General features: G+C 58.3%; 15 protein-coding genes. All 15 read left to right on the top strand.

From position 1 onward, the window contains the following. Positions 1-158 precede the first annotated feature (158 nt). Entirely contained in the window at positions 159-518 is a 360-nt protein-coding gene (locus KVG85_RS06255; protein WP_217863294.1) for a response regulator, read from the top strand. 607 nt (positions 519-1125) lie between these two features. Then, positions 1126-4614 carry a M35 family metalloendopeptidase gene (locus KVG85_RS06250; RefSeq protein ID WP_225926637.1) on the top strand — a complete coding sequence of 1163 codons (3489 nt, stop codon included), beginning with the start codon at positions 1126-1128 and terminating at the stop codon, positions 4612-4614. A 96-nt stretch (positions 4615-4710) separates the two neighbouring features. Continuing rightward, positions 4711-6009, top strand: a complete 1299-nt coding sequence (locus tag KVG85_RS06245; protein WP_217863292.1) for a glycosyltransferase — start codon at positions 4711-4713, stop codon at positions 6007-6009. Between the two features lie 113 nt (positions 6010-6122). Next, the gene (locus KVG85_RS06240) at positions 6123-6986 is read left to right on the top strand and encodes a PI-PLC domain-containing protein (protein WP_217863291.1); all 864 of its coding nucleotides are present in this window, start codon (positions 6123-6125) and stop codon (positions 6984-6986) included. An 88-nt stretch (positions 6987-7074) separates the two neighbouring features. Continuing rightward, positions 7075-7980, top strand: a complete 906-nt coding sequence (locus tag KVG85_RS06235) for an AraC family transcriptional regulator (RefSeq protein WP_217863290.1) — start codon at positions 7075-7077, stop codon at positions 7978-7980. Between the two features lie 342 nt (positions 7981-8322). Further along, a complete protein-coding gene (locus KVG85_RS06230) occupies positions 8323-9633 on the top strand; it encodes an ABC transporter substrate-binding protein (RefSeq protein WP_217863289.1) in 1311 nt (436 codons plus the stop codon). A 156-nt stretch (positions 9634-9789) separates the two neighbouring features. Then, entirely contained in the window at positions 9790-10716 is a 927-nt protein-coding gene (locus KVG85_RS06225; protein WP_041480415.1) for a carbohydrate ABC transporter permease, read from the top strand. A gap of 8 nt (positions 10717-10724) precedes the next feature. Beyond that, positions 10725-11555, top strand: coding sequence for a carbohydrate ABC transporter permease (locus KVG85_RS06220; RefSeq protein ID WP_217863288.1), 831 nt, complete (start codon positions 10725-10727; stop codon positions 11553-11555). Positions 11556-11685: 130 nt separating this feature from the next. Continuing rightward, complete coding sequence (locus KVG85_RS06215; RefSeq protein ID WP_217863287.1) at positions 11686-12789, top strand: ABC transporter ATP-binding protein; 1104 nt, start codon at positions 11686-11688, stop codon at positions 12787-12789. Positions 12790-12804: 15 nt separating this feature from the next. Beyond that, positions 12805-14277: a mannitol dehydrogenase family protein gene (locus KVG85_RS06210; protein ID WP_217863286.1), complete on the top strand. Its 1473-nt coding sequence runs from the start codon at positions 12805-12807 to the stop codon at positions 14275-14277. A gap of 204 nt (positions 14278-14481) precedes the next feature. Beyond that, on the top strand, positions 14482-15978 hold the full coding sequence (xylB, locus tag KVG85_RS06205) for a xylulokinase (RefSeq protein ID WP_217863285.1): 1497 nt from the start codon (positions 14482-14484) through the stop codon (positions 15976-15978). Positions 15979-15991: 13 nt separating this feature from the next. Beyond that, complete coding sequence (locus KVG85_RS06200) at positions 15992-16930, top strand: carbohydrate kinase family protein (RefSeq protein WP_217864941.1); 939 nt, start codon at positions 15992-15994, stop codon at positions 16928-16930. A gap of 44 nt (positions 16931-16974) precedes the next feature. Beyond that, positions 16975-17595 (top strand): transglycosylase SLT domain-containing protein, encoded by a 621-nt coding sequence (locus tag KVG85_RS06195; RefSeq protein WP_217863284.1) that lies wholly within the window; start codon positions 16975-16977, stop codon positions 17593-17595. Between the two features lie 275 nt (positions 17596-17870). After that, complete coding sequence (locus tag KVG85_RS06190) at positions 17871-19940, top strand: type VI secretion system Vgr family protein (protein ID WP_217863283.1); 2070 nt, start codon at positions 17871-17873, stop codon at positions 19938-19940. Next, entirely contained in the window at positions 19931-20773 is an 843-nt protein-coding gene (locus tag KVG85_RS06185) for a DUF4123 domain-containing protein (RefSeq protein ID WP_217863282.1), read from the top strand. The genes KVG85_RS06190 and KVG85_RS06185 overlap by 10 nt, the downstream gene beginning before the upstream one ends. Position 20774 lies beyond the last annotated feature (1 nt).

Here is a 20774-nt window from a genome sequence, read left to right as displayed (position 1 = left end):
ATTGGACGACGCCAACGGGTATCCTTGCCGCACCGCACTGACCTGTTCTTTTTTGTATCAGCTCGGGAACTTGTGGCTATGCGCCACTTACTCATGCAAGAGTCCGGCAAAATTCGCTTGCCCGGTATCCCCCGATTTCAATTTTTGAGAGTCCTGCCATGTCTGCCAATGCCTCCACTATCCTTGTCGTAGAAGATGACGACATCGTGCGCATGCTCATCGTGGATGTGCTGGAGGAGCTGGAATACACGGTATTGGAGGCTGATGACGGCAACGCGGCACTCGAGATTCTTGCGAATACTGGCAAAGCCATCGATTTGATGATGACCGACCACGGCCTGCCTGGCATGGATGGCCGCGAACTCTCTGAAAAGGCGCGGGAGCTGCGCCCTGCTCTGCCCGTCCTGTTCGCCAGCGGTTATGCCGAGACTATTGATGTGCCCAGTGACATGCATGTCATCGGCAAGCCCTTCTCAATTGACCAATTGCGCGACAAAGTTAAAAGCATTCTGAAATAAACCTGATAACTATCCGTCGCGGATGCAACTTGTCACATCCAAAAATAATCAGCAACTAACTAACGCTGCCATTGCTTAACCTGCCAGCTCTATCCTGAATAATCTTTGGTCGCGTTAATAAATAACGAAAATACAGCCAGGGAACTTTCGATACTCATTCAGGATAGAGCCCATGCAGTTCATTTCTTCAGACGTGCCTGCCGCCGTCGATTGCTCCGCTTCCGACAAACAGGAACGCGCGCTTATTGTTCAGTTACTTGCCGAAGCCCTTAAGGCGAGTGAGTTTGAAGTCTCGGCCGGCAGTTACTCGGCAAGCGCCTCGCTGCCAGTCGCCACTGTATTCAATGTCCAAAATCGCTTCATCCCCCGGGTCATCGGCAGCAGCTTTGACGAACGCTGTGAACCACCACGCAATGTCCTGAAAAATTTAATTGCAACCCCGGAGTTTGCGCAGCTCTTACGCAACCATTCTTTTTCAGCTGATATTCAACTGGCAGTGGATACCAACGCCGGAGTTCTCGTTATTTATGACTCAGAGTTCGAATCCCATCGCCTCAGCATTGCACTGGATAATGCTGAAGTTTCGGGGTTTTCCGAAGAACTCGACATGCTCGCCGATTTGGCAAAGACCCTCGGCGGCGTCGTTTACTCAGGCCAAGTGGTTGGCGTGGTGCAATGGTTAAAGTTCAACGGGTATGACCTGCCGACGAACATTGGCGAAACCCGAGCACTGATTGAATGGCTGGCCTTCGAACTGCCCGAGCCACCCGCCTTGGGCGACTACCACGAATTGCTCCACGCCGATGAGTCGTCACCGTTTCATCTATCGATAGCGGACCGCAAAGCCATAACCCAGATAGTGCATGAGCTGACCCAAGGTGCGACAAGCCTGTTGCAGGTACTGGCGTTCGCCAACTTCAACCTGATTCCCGCACAGGACATACGCGACAACGCGGACAAGTTCCTGCACAACTTCCTGAAGCGAAAAACCGCTCGCGCCCTGGGAGAAACTCTGCATGCACGGCTTGGCTGGCATCTGGAAGCCAATAACCCGGAAGTGCGCGATCGCCAGCTCAACGAGTTGGTCATTGCTGCGCTGATCATCGACATGCAATTGCGCTCCGATCAGCCCCTTGTCGCCGGCTATGACTTCTATCAACCGGCGAATGCCGCACTCGGCGCGGCCGATGTACGCATCCTGTTCGAACAGCATCTGGTTGACCTGGGCCTGAGCGAAGCGCACAACGCGCCACTGGCAGCGCATCTGTTGATGGCAGGTGCAGCCCCGGAGTTGCTCATCGACCAGATCCCGCCCGGGCTCACGCTGGACAAGCCAGGCTGGGTAACCGCCCGCCAGAGCGCTGCCGTGGTCGAGCACGCCGCACCTGGCAGCTCGCGTGTAATGACGTTTGCACAACTCAAGGCGTTTTCCGAGCTGACCCCGGTTTCCGCTGAACTCGACAAGTTGTACGAAGCGGCGGCGATGCCGGCGGTGGTGGACTGGGCGGGACTCAACGGAGTCATCCCTTACCGCAGCGACAAAGACTACGACAAGGCCGCGATGATCAAGGCCAGCGCGTATTTCTCGCGTTACATGGAGGCTCTGGCTCAGTCTGAAACCGGCTTGTCCACCGCGCCACCAGACCGGCGCAAAATCGCTTTGCGTGCGCTGGAGCAAGTGATGCCCGCCGGCGCCTATCTCGAACAACAGGCCTTCGAAATAAAGTACCTGGACAGCTTCGGCGAACGTAGCTGGCTGGAAGGGTTGAAGGCTGCGCATCCGGCGGGGATTCTCACCGAGTTCTGGAATTTCCTTGCCAGCGCCACTGACAACAATCAATACGCGATCAACGGCCTGTTGCGCCTACGCCTGTCGATCCTCGATCTGTATCTTTCCGGCGATCTGGTTGAAGACGGACAACTTTCGGACAAATTCAAGACCCGCGACAACTTCCATCCCCCGGCCGATGCCTTCACCCGCCTGGCCGAACTGCAATCGCCGGCGCAACTGTTTGATCAGGCGTTTGATCGTTACTACCGGAACGTGCGCGAGGGTCTATCGTCCCTGATCAAAATGGCGATCACGCAGATGCCAGAGCATGATCGTCAGGCTTTGACCAGCGGCAAAATGACCTTCTACACCGTCAGGAAAGAAGTCAATCCACTGAATCCGCAGCAAGAAACGCAAATCCAGCGAGATGAGGCCAACGGGCGTTACGGGATCATTCTTTGCTGCGACAACGGCGATCAGCTGCGTGCTTACGAACTGTTCACGCTGCGCGGCGTCTGCTACGAGCGTCCGGATCTGGCGCTCAAGCTGCAAGACACCGGCCTCATTCATCAACGGCCGACCCTTTCATACACCGGCAGCAAGTACGATTTTCAGGACAAGAACAAAGCCAGCGAGTGGCCCCTCGATTACGCCGCCTATCGCGAGGGCAGCGAACCACGCCAGGGCATGACTTCCAAAGTGGTGGTGGAGAAACTCTGGCAGTTGCAACTGGGAGAGACTGATGTGCGCGCGGTTCCGCTGTTCTTTTCTGCGCAACTGGATGAGATCGCCCAATGCGTGCTGGACAATCATCCTGTCGCCCGCCGCGAAGAGTTGTATGCCGCACTGGATGTGCGCAACGGCCTGGAAGAATGGCGCGACACCAGGGAAATCGTCGAGAACCTGGCAATCAACGTCATCGTGCCGTTCAAGCAGTGTATTGAAGACATTCGTTCCGGACGCACTGACCGTGTCGCCGAAGGCATTGGTGGCTGCATTCTGGACGGCCTGTCGGTCATCGGCCTGCTGGTCGGTCTTGGCGCGTCGGCAGCGAGCATCATCGCCAAGACCGGGTCGACCACCCTCAAACTACTGAAAGTCGCCAAAGCCGTGGCCCGAGCGGCCGTGTCGCTGATCAACCCGCTAGACGGTTTGCCCACCCTCGCCCGCAAAGGTTTTCGTCTGGTCAAACGCGGCGTGGTATTTGCCGGTGAAACCGCCCTCGACGCCGCGCACACCGCCAGCGTGCAATTGAAAAGGTTGATGCATGGCGTCGAGAGTCGGGACTGGCTCAGGCTCTCCCACACCGGCGATGTGCGTCAGGCGACCTGGCGAGGCGCCGACGCGCTTGGCGAGGCGATCGACATCGCAGTGCTCGAACGCAACCAGGATTGGCACGCGCTGAGCATCCGCACCGGCGGTGCCTGGGGCCCGCGCCTGAAACTGCTCGACCTGGGTAACTTCGCCCCGTTGAAGCGGCTGTTCGGCCGCTTCAAGCCATTCAGTTACACCCGCGGTTATCTGAAAAAAGCCATTCCCCACGCCCGGACCAAGCTGGACAACTCCATCAACGCGCTGTCGCAACCGTCTTCCAACGACGACATTCGCGCGGTGCTCAAGCATGTGTTCGGTAACGATTCCGACGAAGTGGCACAGCACGTGTCAAAACATCTCAGCGCGATGCGCAGGGATCTTGAAGCGATCAGCTTCAGCAATGTGACGTTCCGCCCGCATCAACCCGGCGTAATCGCCTCGCTTTCGCCGCCGGCCTATAAGCGTTGGCAGACAGCGCTGCGCACTGGCGAAAAGATCGATGAATCCGCAGGCCGGTTTCTGTCGATCTATCCGGACAATCTCGATGAATTTTACAAGTTGTCGCGCTACGACGAGGGCAGCGTCGCCGACGTGCTGATTCACGAAATGTCCCACGGAGGCCCGGATACCCTCGACCTGTACTACGGCAAGGTCTACCCGGAGTTGCATCACGCGGAATTCGACGCGGTCGGACTGTTGGAGCTGGCGCGGGACGCGCGCAAGGCGCATCCGGACAACCTGATCAATCCACACCACGCTTTGGCACACCGACCGGGATTCATCGAGTTCAATCAGGTAAAAGCCAGTCTGCCGAAACTGGTCCAGGACCATCCGGCGCTGGCCAACGCTGAGTCGTACATGCTTGCGGTGTCCCTGCTCGATCAAGCGCAAACACGTCCGGCCATATTGAGCTTCAATGTGAAGACTATCGACGATGCCGTGCGCAAAACCGCTGCCGGCAAGTTTCTGCAAGGGCCGCTGCTGCTCAATCTCGCCAAGCCGGTCACTTAAGCGCTGAAGCGGTCTGCCGGTGAACAGGGTGCATTTCAATCACTTCGCTGTGGTTTAATTGCGCCCTTTTTTCGTCCATGGGTCAGAGGATCAGTCGTGAGCCATTCGCGTACCACCAAAGTTCTGGTCATCGGCTACGTCTGGCCAGAACCGCGCTCATCGGCGGCCAGCGGGCATGTCATGCAGATCCTCGAGACATTTCTCGATCAGGGATGGGACATCACTTTCAGCAGCCCGGCCGGCCCGGGTGAACACAAGGCTGATCTGACGGCGCTGGGCATTCGCGAAGTATCGATCGAGCTCAACAACAGCAGTTTCGACACGTTCATCAACGAGCTGGCGCCGGATATCGTGCTGTTCGATCAGTTCATGATGGAGGAACAGTTTGGCTGGCGGGTGGAGAAACACTGTCCGGACGCCCTGCGCATCCTGGAAACCTCCGACCTGCAAAGCCTGCGGCATGCGCGTCATCAGCGCCTGAAAGACCGGCTGAAAAGCGACGACGAGCAAACTGATTTCACCGAACTGTTCGCACCGGCATTGCACGAAGAATTCCAACTGATGGCCGGCACCGATCTGGCCAAACGGGAAATCGCTGCGCTGTACCGGTGTGATTTGAACCTGATGATTTCCGAAGTCGAGATCGACCTGCTGGTGGAGGAATTCGGCCTGCCTCGGCAAATCCTGCATTGGTGTCCGTTGATGATTGATCTTCCGGACACCGCCCCGCCAGGTTTCGAAGAGCGCGCGCATTTCCTCAGCATTGGCAACTTCCGCCATGCGCCAAACTGGGATGCCGTGCTCTGGATGAAGACCACCCTCTGGCCGCTGATCCGCGCGCGCATGCCGCGCGCGCAACTGCATATCTATGGCGCCTATACGCCGCCCAAAGCCACCGCACTGCACAACCCGGGTCAAGGCTTTCACATCATGGACTGGGCCGAAGATGCGCTTGAGGTGATGTCTGCAGCGCGAGTTTGCCTCGCGCCATTGCGCTTTGGCGCGGGAATCAAGGGCAAACTGGTCGATGCCATGCTCTGCGGCACGCCAAGCGTGACGACACCGATCGGCGCCGAAGCCATGCACGGCGATGCTCCTTGGCCGGGAGCCGTTGCCCTGGACGCGAATACCTTCGCCGAACAGGCCGTGCAACTCTACGAAGATCCGGCGCGCTGGCAGCAGGCGCAGATTCAGGCTTCTGCACTTTTGCAGCAACGTTATCAGCGCAGCGTACATGGCCCGCGTCTGATCAACCGGATCACTGATTGCCGACAACACTTGGCACAACTTAGAAATGACAACTTTACCGGCGCCATGTTGCGACATCACACACTCAAAAGCACTCAATACATGGCTCAATGGATAGAAGCGAAAAACCAGTTGAACCCAACATAGCGTTGATTACATCAATTACATGACTTGCATTAAAAGCGAACTTTCACAACAGCACGAACTTGCCTATAAACATCCTGCACGCAACTTATTAACCACTTCGCAGGATATGCAACATGGAAAATTTCGACGATATACCAAGCCATCAATGGATGGCAGATTCACCACAAATCGATACTCTTACGTTATTCGAAATGACCCTGCCCGGCGCGCATAACGCCGGTTGTGACTGGGAAGCGTCTTACGCCCTGTTTCCCGGTAAAAACTGGCTGGCCTGTCAGGACGTTTCGTTTTATTCGCAGTTGAATCGCGGCGCACGCGCACTTGACGTACGCCTTGTTTACAACAGCAATGCGAAACAACTGGCGAAATTTCGTTTCCACCACAATGGATTCAACTCTTCGCGAACGCTTGAGGACCTGATCAGGGATGTTAAGGGGTTTTATGAAAGAAGCCCGAACGAGTTTATCGTTCTGGACTTCCATGAACTTTCCAACGCTACAGATCCATTCAACCATGAGGAATTCAAAACAGCTTTGCTGGAGCACCTTGGGGAACGGATCATTCCCGCCGACAATCTTCATCTGACGATTGGCCAACTCAAAGCCATCAATCCATTGCAGCGCATTATGGTGGCTGCGCCGATGACCTGGGAAAGCGAAGACTTCCGTTTCTACAGACAAATCAATCACAAGTGGATCGGCAAAACGCAGGTCAGTACCTCGGATCTTCATGGCTATATCAGCAATGTACTGAGCACGGCGGTTAATACGCTCCGCCCGTGGTCGCTGTCGGCAACCAGTTACACACTGGGCGGGCCACAGCGAATCCTCGACAGTCTTGACGAGTGGTTCGACCCGGAAAAATCCGACTGGGCGCGCAAGTGCAACATCATCAATTTCGACTTCATCAAGAATTCGAACATCGTGCGTTTCTGCCAAATGGCCAACCTGCAAAAGGCGCGCGACAAGCTCAGCTGAGCGGTAACCACGGACGGCCGGTCGGAAGTGGCACAAATGGCCAAAAACGAGGCATGATCGCGCAGCGATAATAAAAAAGTGCCCCGTCATGACCCGAACCGCTCGCGTGACCGACCCTTCCTACGAGTTGATGGACGACCATAACGGTTTGTCCATCATCTACCGCCAGCACGGCTTCCCCTGCCCGCTGGTGCGCTGGCATTTTCACAAGGAATACGAACTGCACCTGATCGTCGCCAGCTCGGGCAAGGTGTTCATCGGCGATTACATCGGCAACTTCTATCCGGAAACCCTGTTTCTGACCGGTCCCAACCTGCCGCACAACTGGATCAGCCAGGTCGCTGAAGATGAAGTGGTGGAGAAGCGCGACATGCTGGTTAACTTCACCGACGAATTGTTCGAGAGCGGGCATCAGGTTTTCGCTGAACTGAAATCCCTGGCGCCACTGCTTGATCGCGCGCAGTACGGCATCGAATTTCGCTGCAAGCGCACGATTCGTCAGGCCATGACGCTTATGCAGCGGATCTCCGACAGCACCGGCATCACCCGCCTCGGGCATTTTTTCATCCTGATGGAATTGCTCGCTGCGAGTGAGGATTACCAGTTGTTGTCCGGTGCTACCACCCCGCAACTGGCCGACGAACACAACATCGACCGCACCAACCGCGCGGTCGATTACATCTTCAGCCATTACGCCCGGGACATTTCACTGGAGGAAGTCGCCGAGCATCTGGGCATGACGCCGACTTACTTCAGCCGAGTGTTCAAACAGGCCACCGGACGCAACTTCATCGAATTCGTCAATCGCCTGCGCATCAGCAAATCCTGTGAGTTGCTGGCCGACGGCGACAAACCGGTGACCGAGGTGTGCTTCGAGTCTGGCTTCAACAATATTTCCAACTTCAATCGGCGCTTTCAGCAACTCAAGGGCATGACGCCGTCGCACTATCGGCGGCTGGCGGTGCAGCGCCTGACTGAACAGAACCATCTCTGAAGACACGCCACCTGTGGGAGCGAGCCTGCTCGCGAAAGCGGTCTGTCGGTGAAAAATCCTGTGGCTGACACACCATCTTCGCGAGCAGGCTCGCTCCCACAAAAAACCGTGCCCCGGCTGGCGAAATCTGTACGCATTCGTTAACGGCACCTCGCGCAAAACCCCTTCCCTGCGTTCACCCAACCAAACCCCAGTGCAAAAAAGTATCAACAAAAGTGCTAGGGATGATTTGTCAGCCCCGCCGTGGAAGGCTGTAATCAGCGCAGATTCTTCCTGCATTCGGAAGACACAAAAACAATAACTGTCCTTCTGCCCCGTCGGGTGTCAGAAAAGGAGTGCACGATGCAACCCACTGCAAAAGCTCTGCTCGCTCTCACCTGCATGACCCTCAGCAGCGTCAGCCTTGGCGCCCAGACCCTGACCATCGCCACCGTCAACAACAGCGACATGATCCGCATGCAGAAACTCTCGAAAACCTTCGAGAGCGAGCATCCGGACATCAAGCTCAATTGGGTGGTGCTGGAAGAAAACGTCCTGCGTCAGCGCCTGACCACCGACATTGCCACACAGGGCGGCCAGTTCGACGTATTGACCATCGGCATGTACGAAGCCGCACTCTGGGGCGGCAAGGGTTGGCTGGAGCCGATGAAGGATCTGCCGGCCAATTATGCCCTCGACGATGTGTTCCCTTCGGTGCGTGAAGGCCTGTCGGTCAAGGGTTCGTTGTATGCGCTGCCGTTCTACGCAGAGAGTTCGATCACCTATTACCGCACCGACCTGTTCAAGGCAGCCGGGCTGACCATGCCGGAGCGGCCGACCTGGGAAGAGATCGCCGGGTTTGCGGAAAAGCTCACCCAGAAAGACAAAGAGCAATACGGCATCTGCCTGCGCGGCAAGGCCGGCTGGGGCGAGAACATGGCGCTGGTGACCACGGTCGCCAATGCTTACGGCGCGCGCTGGTTCGATGAGCAATGGAAACCGGAATTCAGCGGACCGGAATGGAAAAACGCGCTGAATTTCTACGTCAACACCATGAAGAAATCCGGCCCGCCGGGGGCGTCGAGCAACGGCTTTAACGAAAACCTCGCCCTGTTCAACAGCGGCAAATGCGCGATCTGGGTCGATGCCAGCGTCGCCGGCTCGTTCGTCACCGACAAGACCCAGAGCAAGGTCGCCGATCACGTCGGTTTTACCTTCGCCCCGCATCAGGTCACCGACAAAGGTTCGGCGTGGCTGTATTCGTGGGCGCTGGCGATTCCGACCAGCTCCAAGGCCAAGGACGCAGCAAAAACCTTCAGCGCCTGGGCCACGTCCAAAGAGTACGGCGAACTGGTTGCCAAGACCGATGGCATCGCCAACGTGCCGCCGGGCACCCGCGCTTCGACCTACAGCGATGCGTACATGAGCGCCGCGCCGTTTGCCAAGGTGACGCTGGAATCACTCAAGGCCGCTGACCCGAGCAAGCCGACGCTGAAACCGGTGCCGTACATCGGCATTCAACTGGTGACCATTCCTGAATTCCAGGCAGTCGGCACCCAGGTCGGCAAGCTGTTCTCGGCAGCACTGATCGGCCAGACCACGGTGGATCAGGCGCTGGCGGCGGCGCAGCAGACCACGGAACGCGAGATGAAGCGCGCGGGTTATCCCAAGTAAGCGCTGAACGACTTGCTCCTGTCTCTTGTGGGAGCGAGCCTGCTCGCGAAGGCGTCGTGTCAGCCAACACACATGACACTGATCCGGCGCTTTCGCGAGCAGGCTCGCTCCCACATGGGGATCTCCATAGGTCTGTATGACTCGGTTGTGAATGCCATGAATACTTCAACTGCCAAAGCCCACATCGACCTGTCGCCACCGCAGCGCAAGCTGCGGGTGCGCAATCCCGGCTGGTTTCTGGTCAGCCCCTCGGTGGCGCTGTTGCTGCTGTGGATGATCGTGCCGCTGGGCATGACCCTGTACTTCTCGATGATCCGCTACAACCTGCTCTACCCCGGCGAAAACGAATTCGTCGGGCTTGAGAACTTCACTTACTTCCTCACCGATTCGGGCTTCATGCCCGGCGCGACCAATACGTTGTTGCTGGTCGGCAGCGTGCTGCTGATCAGTGTGGTCTTCGGTGTGTTGATCAGCGCGTTGCTGGAGGCCAGCGAATTCCTTGGTCGCGGCCTGGTGCGGGTGATGCTGATCTCGCCGTTCTTCATCATGCCCACCGTCGGCGCGTTGATCTGGAAAAACCTGATTTTCCACCCGGTCTCGGGGATCCTCGCCTACATCTGGAAGCTGTTCGGTGCGCAACCGGTGGACTGGCTGGCGCACTACCCGCTGCTGTCGATCATCATCATTGTTTCGTGGCAATGGCTGCCCTTCGCGATCCTGATTCTGATGACCGCCATGCAGTCGCTGGATCAGGAACAGAAAGAGGCTGCACGCCTGGACGGTGCCGGCCCGATCGCGATTTTCTGGCACCTGACCCTGCCGCATCTGGCGCGGCCGATCGCCGTGGTGGTGATGATTGAAACGATCTTCCTGCTCTCGGTGTTCGCCGAAATCTTCACCACCACCAACGGTGGCCCCGGCTACGCCTCGACCAACCTCGCCTACCTGATCTACAACCAGGCGCTGGTCCAGTTCGATGTCGGCATGGCCTCGGCGGGCGGCTTGATTGCCGTGGTCATCGCCAACATCGCCGCGATCATTCTGGTGCGGATGATCGGCAAAAACCTGACTGACAAAGCGTGAGGCCTGCCATGACCCTCCAACAATCCCGCCGCCTGCAAAGCCTGCTGCTCGGCGCCTTGGCCTGGGCCATCGCGATCGTGATTTTCTTCCCGATCTTCTGGATGGTGATGACCAGTTTCAAGAGCGAAATCGACGCCTTCGCCACGCCGCCGCAGTTCATCTTCACGCCAACGCTGGAGAACTACCTGCACATCAACGACCGCAGCGATTACTTCAGCTTCGCCTGGAACTCGGTGGTGATCTCGTTCAGCGCCACTGCCCTGTGCCTGTTGATCGCGGTGCCGGCGGCGTACTCGATGGCGTTCTACGAAACCCAGCGCACCAAAGGCACGCTGCTGTGGATGCTCTCGACCAAGATGCTGCCGCCGGTGGGCGTCCTGATGCCGATCTACCTGCTGGCCAAGAGTTTCGGCCTGCTCGATACGCGCATTGCGCTGATCGTGATCTACACGCTGATCAACCTGCCGATCGTGGTCTGGATGGTTTACACCTACTTCAAGGACATCCCCAAAGACATCCTCGAAGCCGCCCGCCTCGACGGTGCGACGTTGTGGCAGGAAATGGTTCGCGTGCTGCTGCCGATCGCCAAGGGCGGCCTCGCCTCGACCGTGCTGCTGTCGCTGATCCTGTGCTGGAACGAGGCGTTCTGGTCGCTGAACCTGACCTCTTCGAATGCCGCACCACTGACCGCGTTGATCGCCTCGTATTCAAGTCCCGAAGGATTGTTCTGGGCCAAGTTGTCGGCGGTCTCGACCCTGGCGTGTGCGCCGATTCTGATCTTTGGCTGGATCAGCCAGAAGCAACTGGTGCGCGGCCTGTCGTTTGGTGCCGTGAAATGAACTGAAAAGCAAAAGATCGCAGCCTACGGCAGCTCCTACATGGAATGTCGAATCGGTATAAATCTCCTGTAGGAGCTGCCGCAGGCTGCGATCTTTTGATCTTAAAAATAACAATGCGGAGGCCCATCTCATGGCCAACCTGAAAATCAAGAATCTGCAAAAAGGCTTCGAAGGCTTTTCCATCATCAAGGGCATTGACCTGGAAGTGAACGACAAGGAATTCGTGGTCTTCGTCGGCCCGTCGGGCTGCGGCAAGTCCACCCTGCTGCGCCTGATCGCCGGGCTGGAAGAGGTCAGCGGCGGCACCATCGAACTCGATGGCCGCGACATCACTGAAGTCAGCCCGGCCAAGCGTGATCTGGCGATGGTGTTCCAGACCTACGCGCTGTACCCGCACATGACCGTAAAAAAGAACATGTCGTTCGCCCTCGATCTGGCCGGCGTGCCGAAAACCGAGGTCGAGCGCAAGGTTGGCGAAGCGGCGCGGATTCTCGAGCTCGGGCCGATGCTCGAGCGCAAGCCGAAACAGCTCTCCGGCGGCCAGCGCCAGCGCGTGGCGATCGGCCGTGCCATCGTGCGCAACCCGAAGATTTTCCTCTTCGATGAGCCGCTGTCGAACCTCGACGCGGCGTTGCGCGTGCAGATGCGTCTGGAACTGCTGCGCCTGCATAAAGACCTGCAAGCGACGATGATTTATGTGACCCACGATCAGGTCGAAGCGATGACCATGGCCGACAAAGTCGTGGTGCTCAATGGCGGCAGGATTGAGCAGGTCGGCTCGCCGCTGGACCTCTATCACAACCCGGCCAACCTGTTTGTCGCGGGCTTTCTCGGCACGCCGAAAATGGGTTTCCTCAAAGGCAAGATTGCCCGCATCGACGGCGCCAGTTGCGAAGTTTCGCTGGACGCCGGCACACGCATCACCCTGCCGTTCAACGCCGCCAACCTCAGTGTCGGCAGCGCAGTCACGTTGGGCATTCGCCCCGAACACCTGGAGCTGGCGCAACCTGGCGACTGCACGTTGCAGGTGACTGCCGATGTCAGCGAACGCCTTGGCAGCGACACCTTCTGCCACGTCACCACCAGCGCCGGTGAAGCCCTGACCATGCGGGTGCGCGGCGATCTGGCCAGCCGTTATGGCGAGCAATTGAGCCTGCGTCTGGACCCGACTCACTGCCACCTGTTCGACGCTGAAGGTGTGGCGCTGACCCGCCCACTGCGCGCTGCCGCCTGATTTCGAGACTATCCGATGAAACTCAACCAACAGAACCTCAACCGCCTCGCCGCCGAAGTGCAACTGCCGGGTTACAACCTGAGCGACACACGCCAGGGCATCGCCCACATTGGCGTCGGCGGTTTCCACCGCGCACATCAGGCGTATTACACCGATGCCTTGATGAACACTGGCGAAGCGCTGGACTGGGCAATCTGCGGCGTCGGCCTGCGCCCGGAAGATCGCCGTGCCCGCGATGATCTGCGCGAGCAAGATTACCTGTTCACCCTGTTCGAACTGGGTGACAGCGACGACACCGAAGTGCGCGTCATCGGCGCGATCCGCGACATGCTGCTGGCCGAAGATGGCGCGCAAACGCTGATCGACAAACTCGCCGAACCGCAGATCCGTATCGTCTCGCTGACCATCACCGAGGGCGGTTACTGCATCGACGACAGCAGCGGCGAATTCATGGCGCATCTGCCGCAGATTCAACACGACCTCGCCCATCCCGAAACGCCGGGCACCGTGTTCGGCTTCCTTTGCGCCGCATTGGCCAAACGCCGTACGGCGGGCGTTCCGGCATTCACTGTGATGTCCTGCGATAACCTGCCGCACAACGGCGCCGTCGCGCGCAAAGCGCTGCTGGCCTTCGCCGCGCTGCGTGATCCACAATTGCGCGACTGGATCGACCAGAACGTCAGTTTCCCCAACGCCATGGTCGACCGCATCACGCCGATGACCAGCACCGCACATCGCCTGCAACTGGCCGACAAACACGGCGTCGACGATGCCTGGCCGGTGGTCTGCGAACCGTTTGTACAGTGGGTGCTGGAGGACAAATTCGTCAACGGCCGCCCGGCGTGGGAAAAGGTCGGCGTGCAGTTCACCGACGATGTGTCGCCGTACGAAGAGATGAAAATCAAACTGCTCAACGGCAGTCACCTGGCGCTCACCTATCTGGGCTTTCTCAAGGGTTATCGCTTCGTCCACGAGACCATGAACGATCCGCTGTTCGTGCGTTACATGCGCGCTTATATGGACCTGGATGTCACGCCGCAACTGGCGCCGGTACCGGGCATTGATCTGAGCGAATACAAGGACACGCTGGTGGCGCGGTTTTCCAATCAGGCGATTGCCGATCAACTGGAGCGTGTGTGTTCGGATGGCTCGTCGAAGTTTCCCAAGTTCACCGTGCCGACGATCAATCGGCTGATCGCCGATTGCCGCGAGACCAAGCGTGCAGCGCTGGTCGTGGCGGCGTGGGCGCTGTATTTGAAGGGCGTGGATGAGAATGGCGATACGTATTCGATTCCGGACCCGCGAGCGGCGTTCTGTCAGGGATTGGTGGCGGACGATGGGTTGATCACCGAGCGCCTGTTGGGCGTGGAAGAGATTTTCGGCACGGCGATACCGAAGTCGGCGGAGTTTGTTGCAGCGTTCGAGTGGTGCTGCCAGAGTTTGCGCGAGGTTGGGGTTTCGCGGACTCTGGAACGGGTGCTCGGCTGAAAAGCCCCTCACCCTAGCCCTCTCCCAGAGGGAGAGGGGACCGACCGCGGCGTTCTTCCGTCATTCATCGACCTGAAACTCCGAGTCGAATACAGAGTTTGAAAAGCATGAAAAACTGCTCCCTTTCCCCCTCTCCCCCCTGGGGGAGAGGGCTGGGGTGAGGGGGTAGCTCTTGATCTTCAGCGCAATCTGACGGGCCCATACATGACAACAACAAAGCTCTTCCTGGGTATCGACTGCGGCACCCAAGGCACCAAAGCGATCATCCTCGATGCCGACAGCGGGCAGGTGCTCGGTCTGGGCGCAGCGCCGCACACGATGATCAGCGGCGCCAATGGCCGTCGCGAACAAGACGTTCAACAGTGGCTCGACGCATTCGTCAGCGCCACCCGCCAGGCCTTGCAAGAGGCCAACGTCGACGGCCAGGCGATCCTCGGTGTCGGCGTCTCCGGCCAGCAACACGGCCTGGTCCTGCTCGATGAGCAAGGCGCAGTGCTGCGCCCGGCCAAGCTCTGGTGCGACACCGAAACCACGCCGGAAAACGAGCGCTTGCTCGCGCAACTGGGCGGCGAGGAAGGCTCGCTGGAACGCCTCGGCGTGGTCATTGCGCCGGGCTACACGGTGTCGAAACTGCTCTGGACCAAAGAGCAGCATCCCGACGTGTTCTCACGCATCGCACGCATTCTGTTGCCCCACGACTACCTCAATTACTGGCTCACCGGCCGCGCCTGCAGCGAATACGGCGATGCCTCCGGCACCGGCTATTTCAACGTGCGCACGCGGCAGTGGGATGTGCAGATCCTGCGCGACATCGATGCCAGCGGCCGTTTGCAAACCGCGCTGCCGGAGCTGATCGACGCGCACGCCGCAGTCGGCACTCTCCTGCCGGCAATCGCCGAGCAACTCGGCATCAACCCCAACGCCGTGGTCTCGAGCGGCGGCGGCGACAACATGATGGGCGCGATCGGTACCGGCAATATCCAGCCCGGCGCGATCACCATGAGCCTCGGTTCGTCCGGCACGGTCTACGCCTATTCGGAGGAGCCGAGTGTCAGCGCCGATGCCTCGGTTGCCACGTTCTGTTCCTCCAGCGGCGGCTGGCTGCCGTTGATCTGCACCATGAATTTGACCAACGCCACCGGTGCAATTCGCGAACTGTTCAAGCTCGATCTGCCGACGTTCAACCAACTGGTCGCGCAATCGCCGATCGGTGCCGAAGGCGTGAGCATGTTGCCGTTCCTCAACGGTGAGCGCGTCCCCGCCCTGCCCCACGCCACCGGCAGCCTGCATGGCCTGACCATGGACAACCTGACCCAGGCCAATCTGTGCCGCGCCGCTGTCGAAGGCACCACCTTCGGTTTGCGCTACGGGCTGGATTTGCTCCGCCAGAATGGTTTACAAAGCCTGCGCATTTGCCTGATCGGCGGCGGCTCGAAGAGCGCGGTGTGGCGGCAGATCGTCGCCGACATCATGAACGCTCCGGTCATCTGCACTGAACAAAGCGAAGCCGCCGCACTGGGTGCGGCGATTCAAGCGGCGTGGTGCGCGTCGCGCTCTAACGGCGATGATGTTTCCCTGGCCGATCTGTGCGAGCGCTGCGTGAAACTCGACGCAGGCAGCGAAACCCTGCCGATCGCCGCCAATGTCGCGGCGTTCCAGCAGGCGTACGAACGCTATCAACAGCATGTCGCAACCCTATAACGAGCAAACAACTATGTATCTGGTGTGTGGCGAAGCCCTGTTTGATTTCTTCAGCGAAAACGATGCCAGTGGTCTGGCCTCGAAAGTCAATTTCAAGGCGATTGCCGGCGGCTCGCCGTTCAACGTCGCCGTCGGTTTGCGCCGCTTGGGCGTGGACTCGGCGTTGTTCGGCGGCCTGTCCACCGACTACCTCGGCCGGCGTTTGCAGCAAGTCCTGCAGGAGGAAGGCGTGCGTCCGGACTATCTGGTGGATTTCGCCGCGCCGACCACTCTGGCGATGGTCGCCGTGGGCACCAACGGTTCGCCGCATTACAGCTTCCGTGGCGAAGGCTGCGCCGACCGGCAATTGAGCGAGGCGCATTTGCCGACACTTGGCGACGAGGTGCGCGGCCTGCACATCGGCTCGTTTTCGCTGGTGGTGCAGCCGATTGGCGACACCTTGCTTAAGCTGGTTCAGCGTGAAAGCGGCAAACGCCTGATCAGCCTCGATCCCAACGTGCGCCTCAATCCCGAGCCGAACATCAATCTATGGCGCGAGCGCATCGCCATGCTGGTGCGCCTGGCCGATCTGATCAAAGTCAGCGACGAGGATCTGAGCCTGCTCTATCCCGAGCAGGATCCGCAAAACGTGATTGAAGGCTGGCTCGAACATCGCTGCCAGATCGTCTTCCTGACGCGCGGAGGCGACGGCGCAACGGTGTTCAGTCGCGCCCATGGCTCGTGGTCGGTACCGGCGAATCCGGTGAAGATTGCCGATACGGTAGGCGCTGGCGACACCTTCCAGGCCGCGCTGATCACTTGGCTGACCGAGCACTCGCTGGACTCGGTCGCAGGCGTGCAGCAGCTCAGTCGCGAGCAAATCGACGGCATGCTCAGGTTCGCCGTACAAGCCGCCGCGCTGACCTGCAGCAAAACCGGTCCGGATCTGCCCTATCGTCATCAATTGAGCTGAGCGCGTAGACTGTCGGCCTTTTTGCGCACGACGGAAACAAGCTTTTGAATCACAGGCACACCCTCGCTCTTCTGACCCTGGCCACCCTGCTGAGCGGTTGCGGCACCTCGCCGCCCCGCTCGCCGGAGGACATCTGCGCAATCTTCCGCGAGAAAAGCGACTGGTACGACGCTGCGCAAGTCACCCAGAAACGCTGGGGCGTGCCGATCCAGGTGCCTTTCGCGATCATGTATCAGGAATCCGGCTACCGCTACGACGCCAAGACACCACGCAAATACCTGCTCTGGGTAATTCCGTGGGGCCGCATCTCCACCGCTTCCGGCTATGCGCAAGCCAAGGATGAAGTCTGGGCCGACTACCAGAAAAGCACCGGCCGCAACTGGGCCGATCGCGAAGACTTCGACGACGCCATCGACTTCGTCGGCTGGTACATGGACAAGACCACCTCGATCAACGGCGTGTACAAATACGACGCCTATAACCAGTACCTGAACTACCACGAAGGTTGGGGCGGCTTTCGCAACAAGACCTACGCGAGCAAAACCTGGCTACCGCCGACCGCGCGCAAGGTGCAGAACCGTTCGGATCTGTATGCGCAGCAATATGCCGGCTGCAAGGAAGACCTCAATCGCGGGTTCTGGAGCCGGTTCTGGCATTGGTTGTAGAAGCCCTTCGCGAGCAGGCTCGCTCCCACAGGACCTTAGTGAACGCCGATTTTGTCTACACCCGAGAAACCTGTGGGAGCGGGCTTGCCCGCGATGGCAATCTCTCAAACACCATCAAAGTCTATGAAAGGCCCGATTTCACTGACCCAAACCGCCCTCCTAAGGGTTTTCCCTATGGCATCAAGGCCCCACACCTACGCCATTTGCGCCTTGAATGAGGCCGTCTAATCCTGCAACATCCATCACCTGCTTATTCAACGGACGGAATTCAAGGCATGCTGGACGCCAATGCAACCCACATCACCCTCTCGATCGAAGACGCCAACGCCGACCTGCAAGTCCTCAGCTTCACCGGTCGCGAAGCCCTCAATGAACCGTTCCGTTTCGACCTCGAACTGGTCAGCGCCCGCCCCGACCTGAAGCTCGAAGAGCTGCTGCACAAGCGCGCCTGCCTGACGTTCGGCGCCACCGGCGAAGGCAAGATTCACGGCCAGGTCTATCGCATCGAGCAGGGCGACTCCGGCAAGACCCTGACCCGCTACAGCATCAGCCTGATGCCGCAACTGGCCTATCTGCAGCACAACCATGATCAGCAGATCTTCCAGCAACTGACGGTGCCGAAAATCATCGCCCAGGTGCTGGAAGATCGCGGCATTCTCTCCGACGCCTACAGCTTCCAGCTCGGCGCCGAGTACCCGGAACGCGAGTATTGCGTGCAATACGACGAGTCCGACCTGCATTTCATCCAGCGCCTGTGCGAAGAGGAAGGCATCCACTTCCACTTCCAGCACAGCAGCAGCGGCCACAAACTGGTGTTCGGCGACGACCAGACCGTGTTCCGCAAACTGAAGCCGGTCAGCTACCAGCAGGACTCCGGCATGGCTGCGGAGAAACCGGTGATCAAGCGCTTCAACCTGCGGTTGGAAACTCGCACCACCCGCGTCAGCCGTCGCGACTACGATTTCGAAAAACCCAAGCTGCTGCCCGAAGGCGCGGTCAAATCCGAATTCGCCCCGGACCTGGAAGACTACGACTACCCCGGCCGCTTCACGACTCGCGAGCGCGGCAAGTTCCTCTCGACCCGCGCCCTCGAACGCCATCGCAGCGACTACAAACTCGCCGAAGGCAAAGGTGATGATCCTACCCTCACCAGCGGCCATTTCCTCACGCTCGCCGAACACCCGCGCGCCGAGTGGAACGATCTGTGGCTGCTGCTGGAAGTCTTCCACGAAGGCAAACAACCGCAAGTGCTCGGCGAAAACGTCACCAGCGACGTCACCGACAACAAGAGCGATTTCCACCAGGGCTACCGCAACAGCTTCCTCGCCACCCCGTGGGACGCGCACTACCGCCCTGCCCTCGAACACCCGAAACCGAAAGTCCTCGGCAGCCAGACCGCCGTCGTCACGGGTCCTGCCGGTGAAGAAATCCACTGCGACCAGTACGGCCGCATCAAAGTGCAATTCCACTGGGACCGCGACGGCCAGTCCGACGACAAAACCACCTGCTGGATGCGCGTCGCCAGCGGCTGGGCAGGCAGCGCCTACGGCGGCATCGCCATCCCGCGCATCGGCATGGAAGTCCTCGTCACCTTCCTCGAAGGCGACCCCGACCAGCCCCTCGTCACCGGCTGCCTGTACCACAAGGAAAACGTCGTCCCCTACGACCTGCCGGCCAACAAGACCCGCAGCACCTTCAAAACCCTCAGCTCCCCGGGCGGCAAGGGCTACAACGAATTCCGCATCGAAGACAAGAAAGGCGCCGAACAGATCTACATCCACGCCCAGCGCGACTGGGACGAAAACATCGAACACGACCAGAGAATCCGCGTCGGCAACGAACGCCACGACACCGTTGAAGCCAATGTGCTGAGCGAGTTCAAGGTCGAAGAACACCGGATCACCCATCTGGACCGCATCAGTGAGATGCGCGCAGATGATCACCTGACGGTGGGTGTGACGCAGCATGTGAAGGTGGGGACTGGGCAGTTTGTTGAGGCCGGGACGGAGATTCACTATCACGCGGGTGACAAGGTGGTGGTTGAGGGTGGCATGGAGCTGACCGCCAAGGCTGGTGGGAGTTTTGTGAAGGTTGATGCGGGTGGTGTGACCATCAGCGGGGCTGAGGTGAAGATTAATACCGGTGGTGCGTCGGGTGTAGGAACTGGGATTGGAATCCTGCCACCTAACTTGCCTTTTGGCGTTCCTATATCGCCCGTACCAAAAATACCATTGACGGCGTTAATTAACTTCAAACAAGCAAGCGTAGCAGGAGCGCAGGTTATTCCTGTATGCGGCAAGCAGTCCAATGGGATCTGCACACGGGAGGACTGTACATGCATTTAGTGTTGAAGCCGTCTGAGGAACTAGCGCCTACAGATCATCCCAGAGTACAGTCCGGCACGACTCTATGGTTGTTAGCTGATCGGGTACGATCTCCAGAAATTCTACAAGAGATATACAAGCAAAGTGATGTAGAAGTAAGCTCACTTCTCGCCGGCTCACCACACGGCCATTTAGGAAATGCAAGCCCAATTCTCGTGAAGTTGAAGGAAGGCCTATTGCCCGACAATGTAAGACTAAAACTTCAGTCAGACCGCTGCGGCATTTTGTTGGCTGCCGACTTACCCATTCGTGAACACCTGCAGTATCTTTTTACAAAAACTTGCCGCCCCCATGGCTTAGTATATTCTAGATATTACGACCCTATAAATTGGTCATGCCTACACCGCTCTTTAAACGATACTTTCAAATCAAAGTTATACGGACCAATCAAACATGTTTGGACTCTTTTACCAAGCAGCACCACCAATGAATTTAAATGGGGGCGCTGGGACAACCCCAAGATCCAAGCAAGCCCTCTAGTGCCGGATTCACCCTTAGATATTCCAGATATATTTTTTGAGATGAGCGAAACGCTACACTGGCATTATTGGATTTACGAGCAGGCTTTTAATCAAAATCTGGACGCAACTGACCAGGACCTTTCAAAAGCTATCAAACAGTTTGACGAATTAGTTAAATCGGGAATCAACCAAGGCGCTCACCTACAGTCGTTGCTTCCACAGATTTTTAATAATCCTGAATTCACTCTCATGCCTGAAGTAAAAGAGATCTTGGATAGAAAAATAAAGGCGCACGAGAAGATTTCATTACTCGAATCACTGGCTAAGGGATGAC

It is taken from the genome of Pseudomonas triticicola (genome assembly GCF_019145375.1).
GTDB lineage: Bacteria > Pseudomonadota > Gammaproteobacteria > Pseudomonadales > Pseudomonadaceae > Aquipseudomonas > Aquipseudomonas triticicola.
This window is presented reverse-complemented; position numbering and strand designations above follow the sequence as displayed.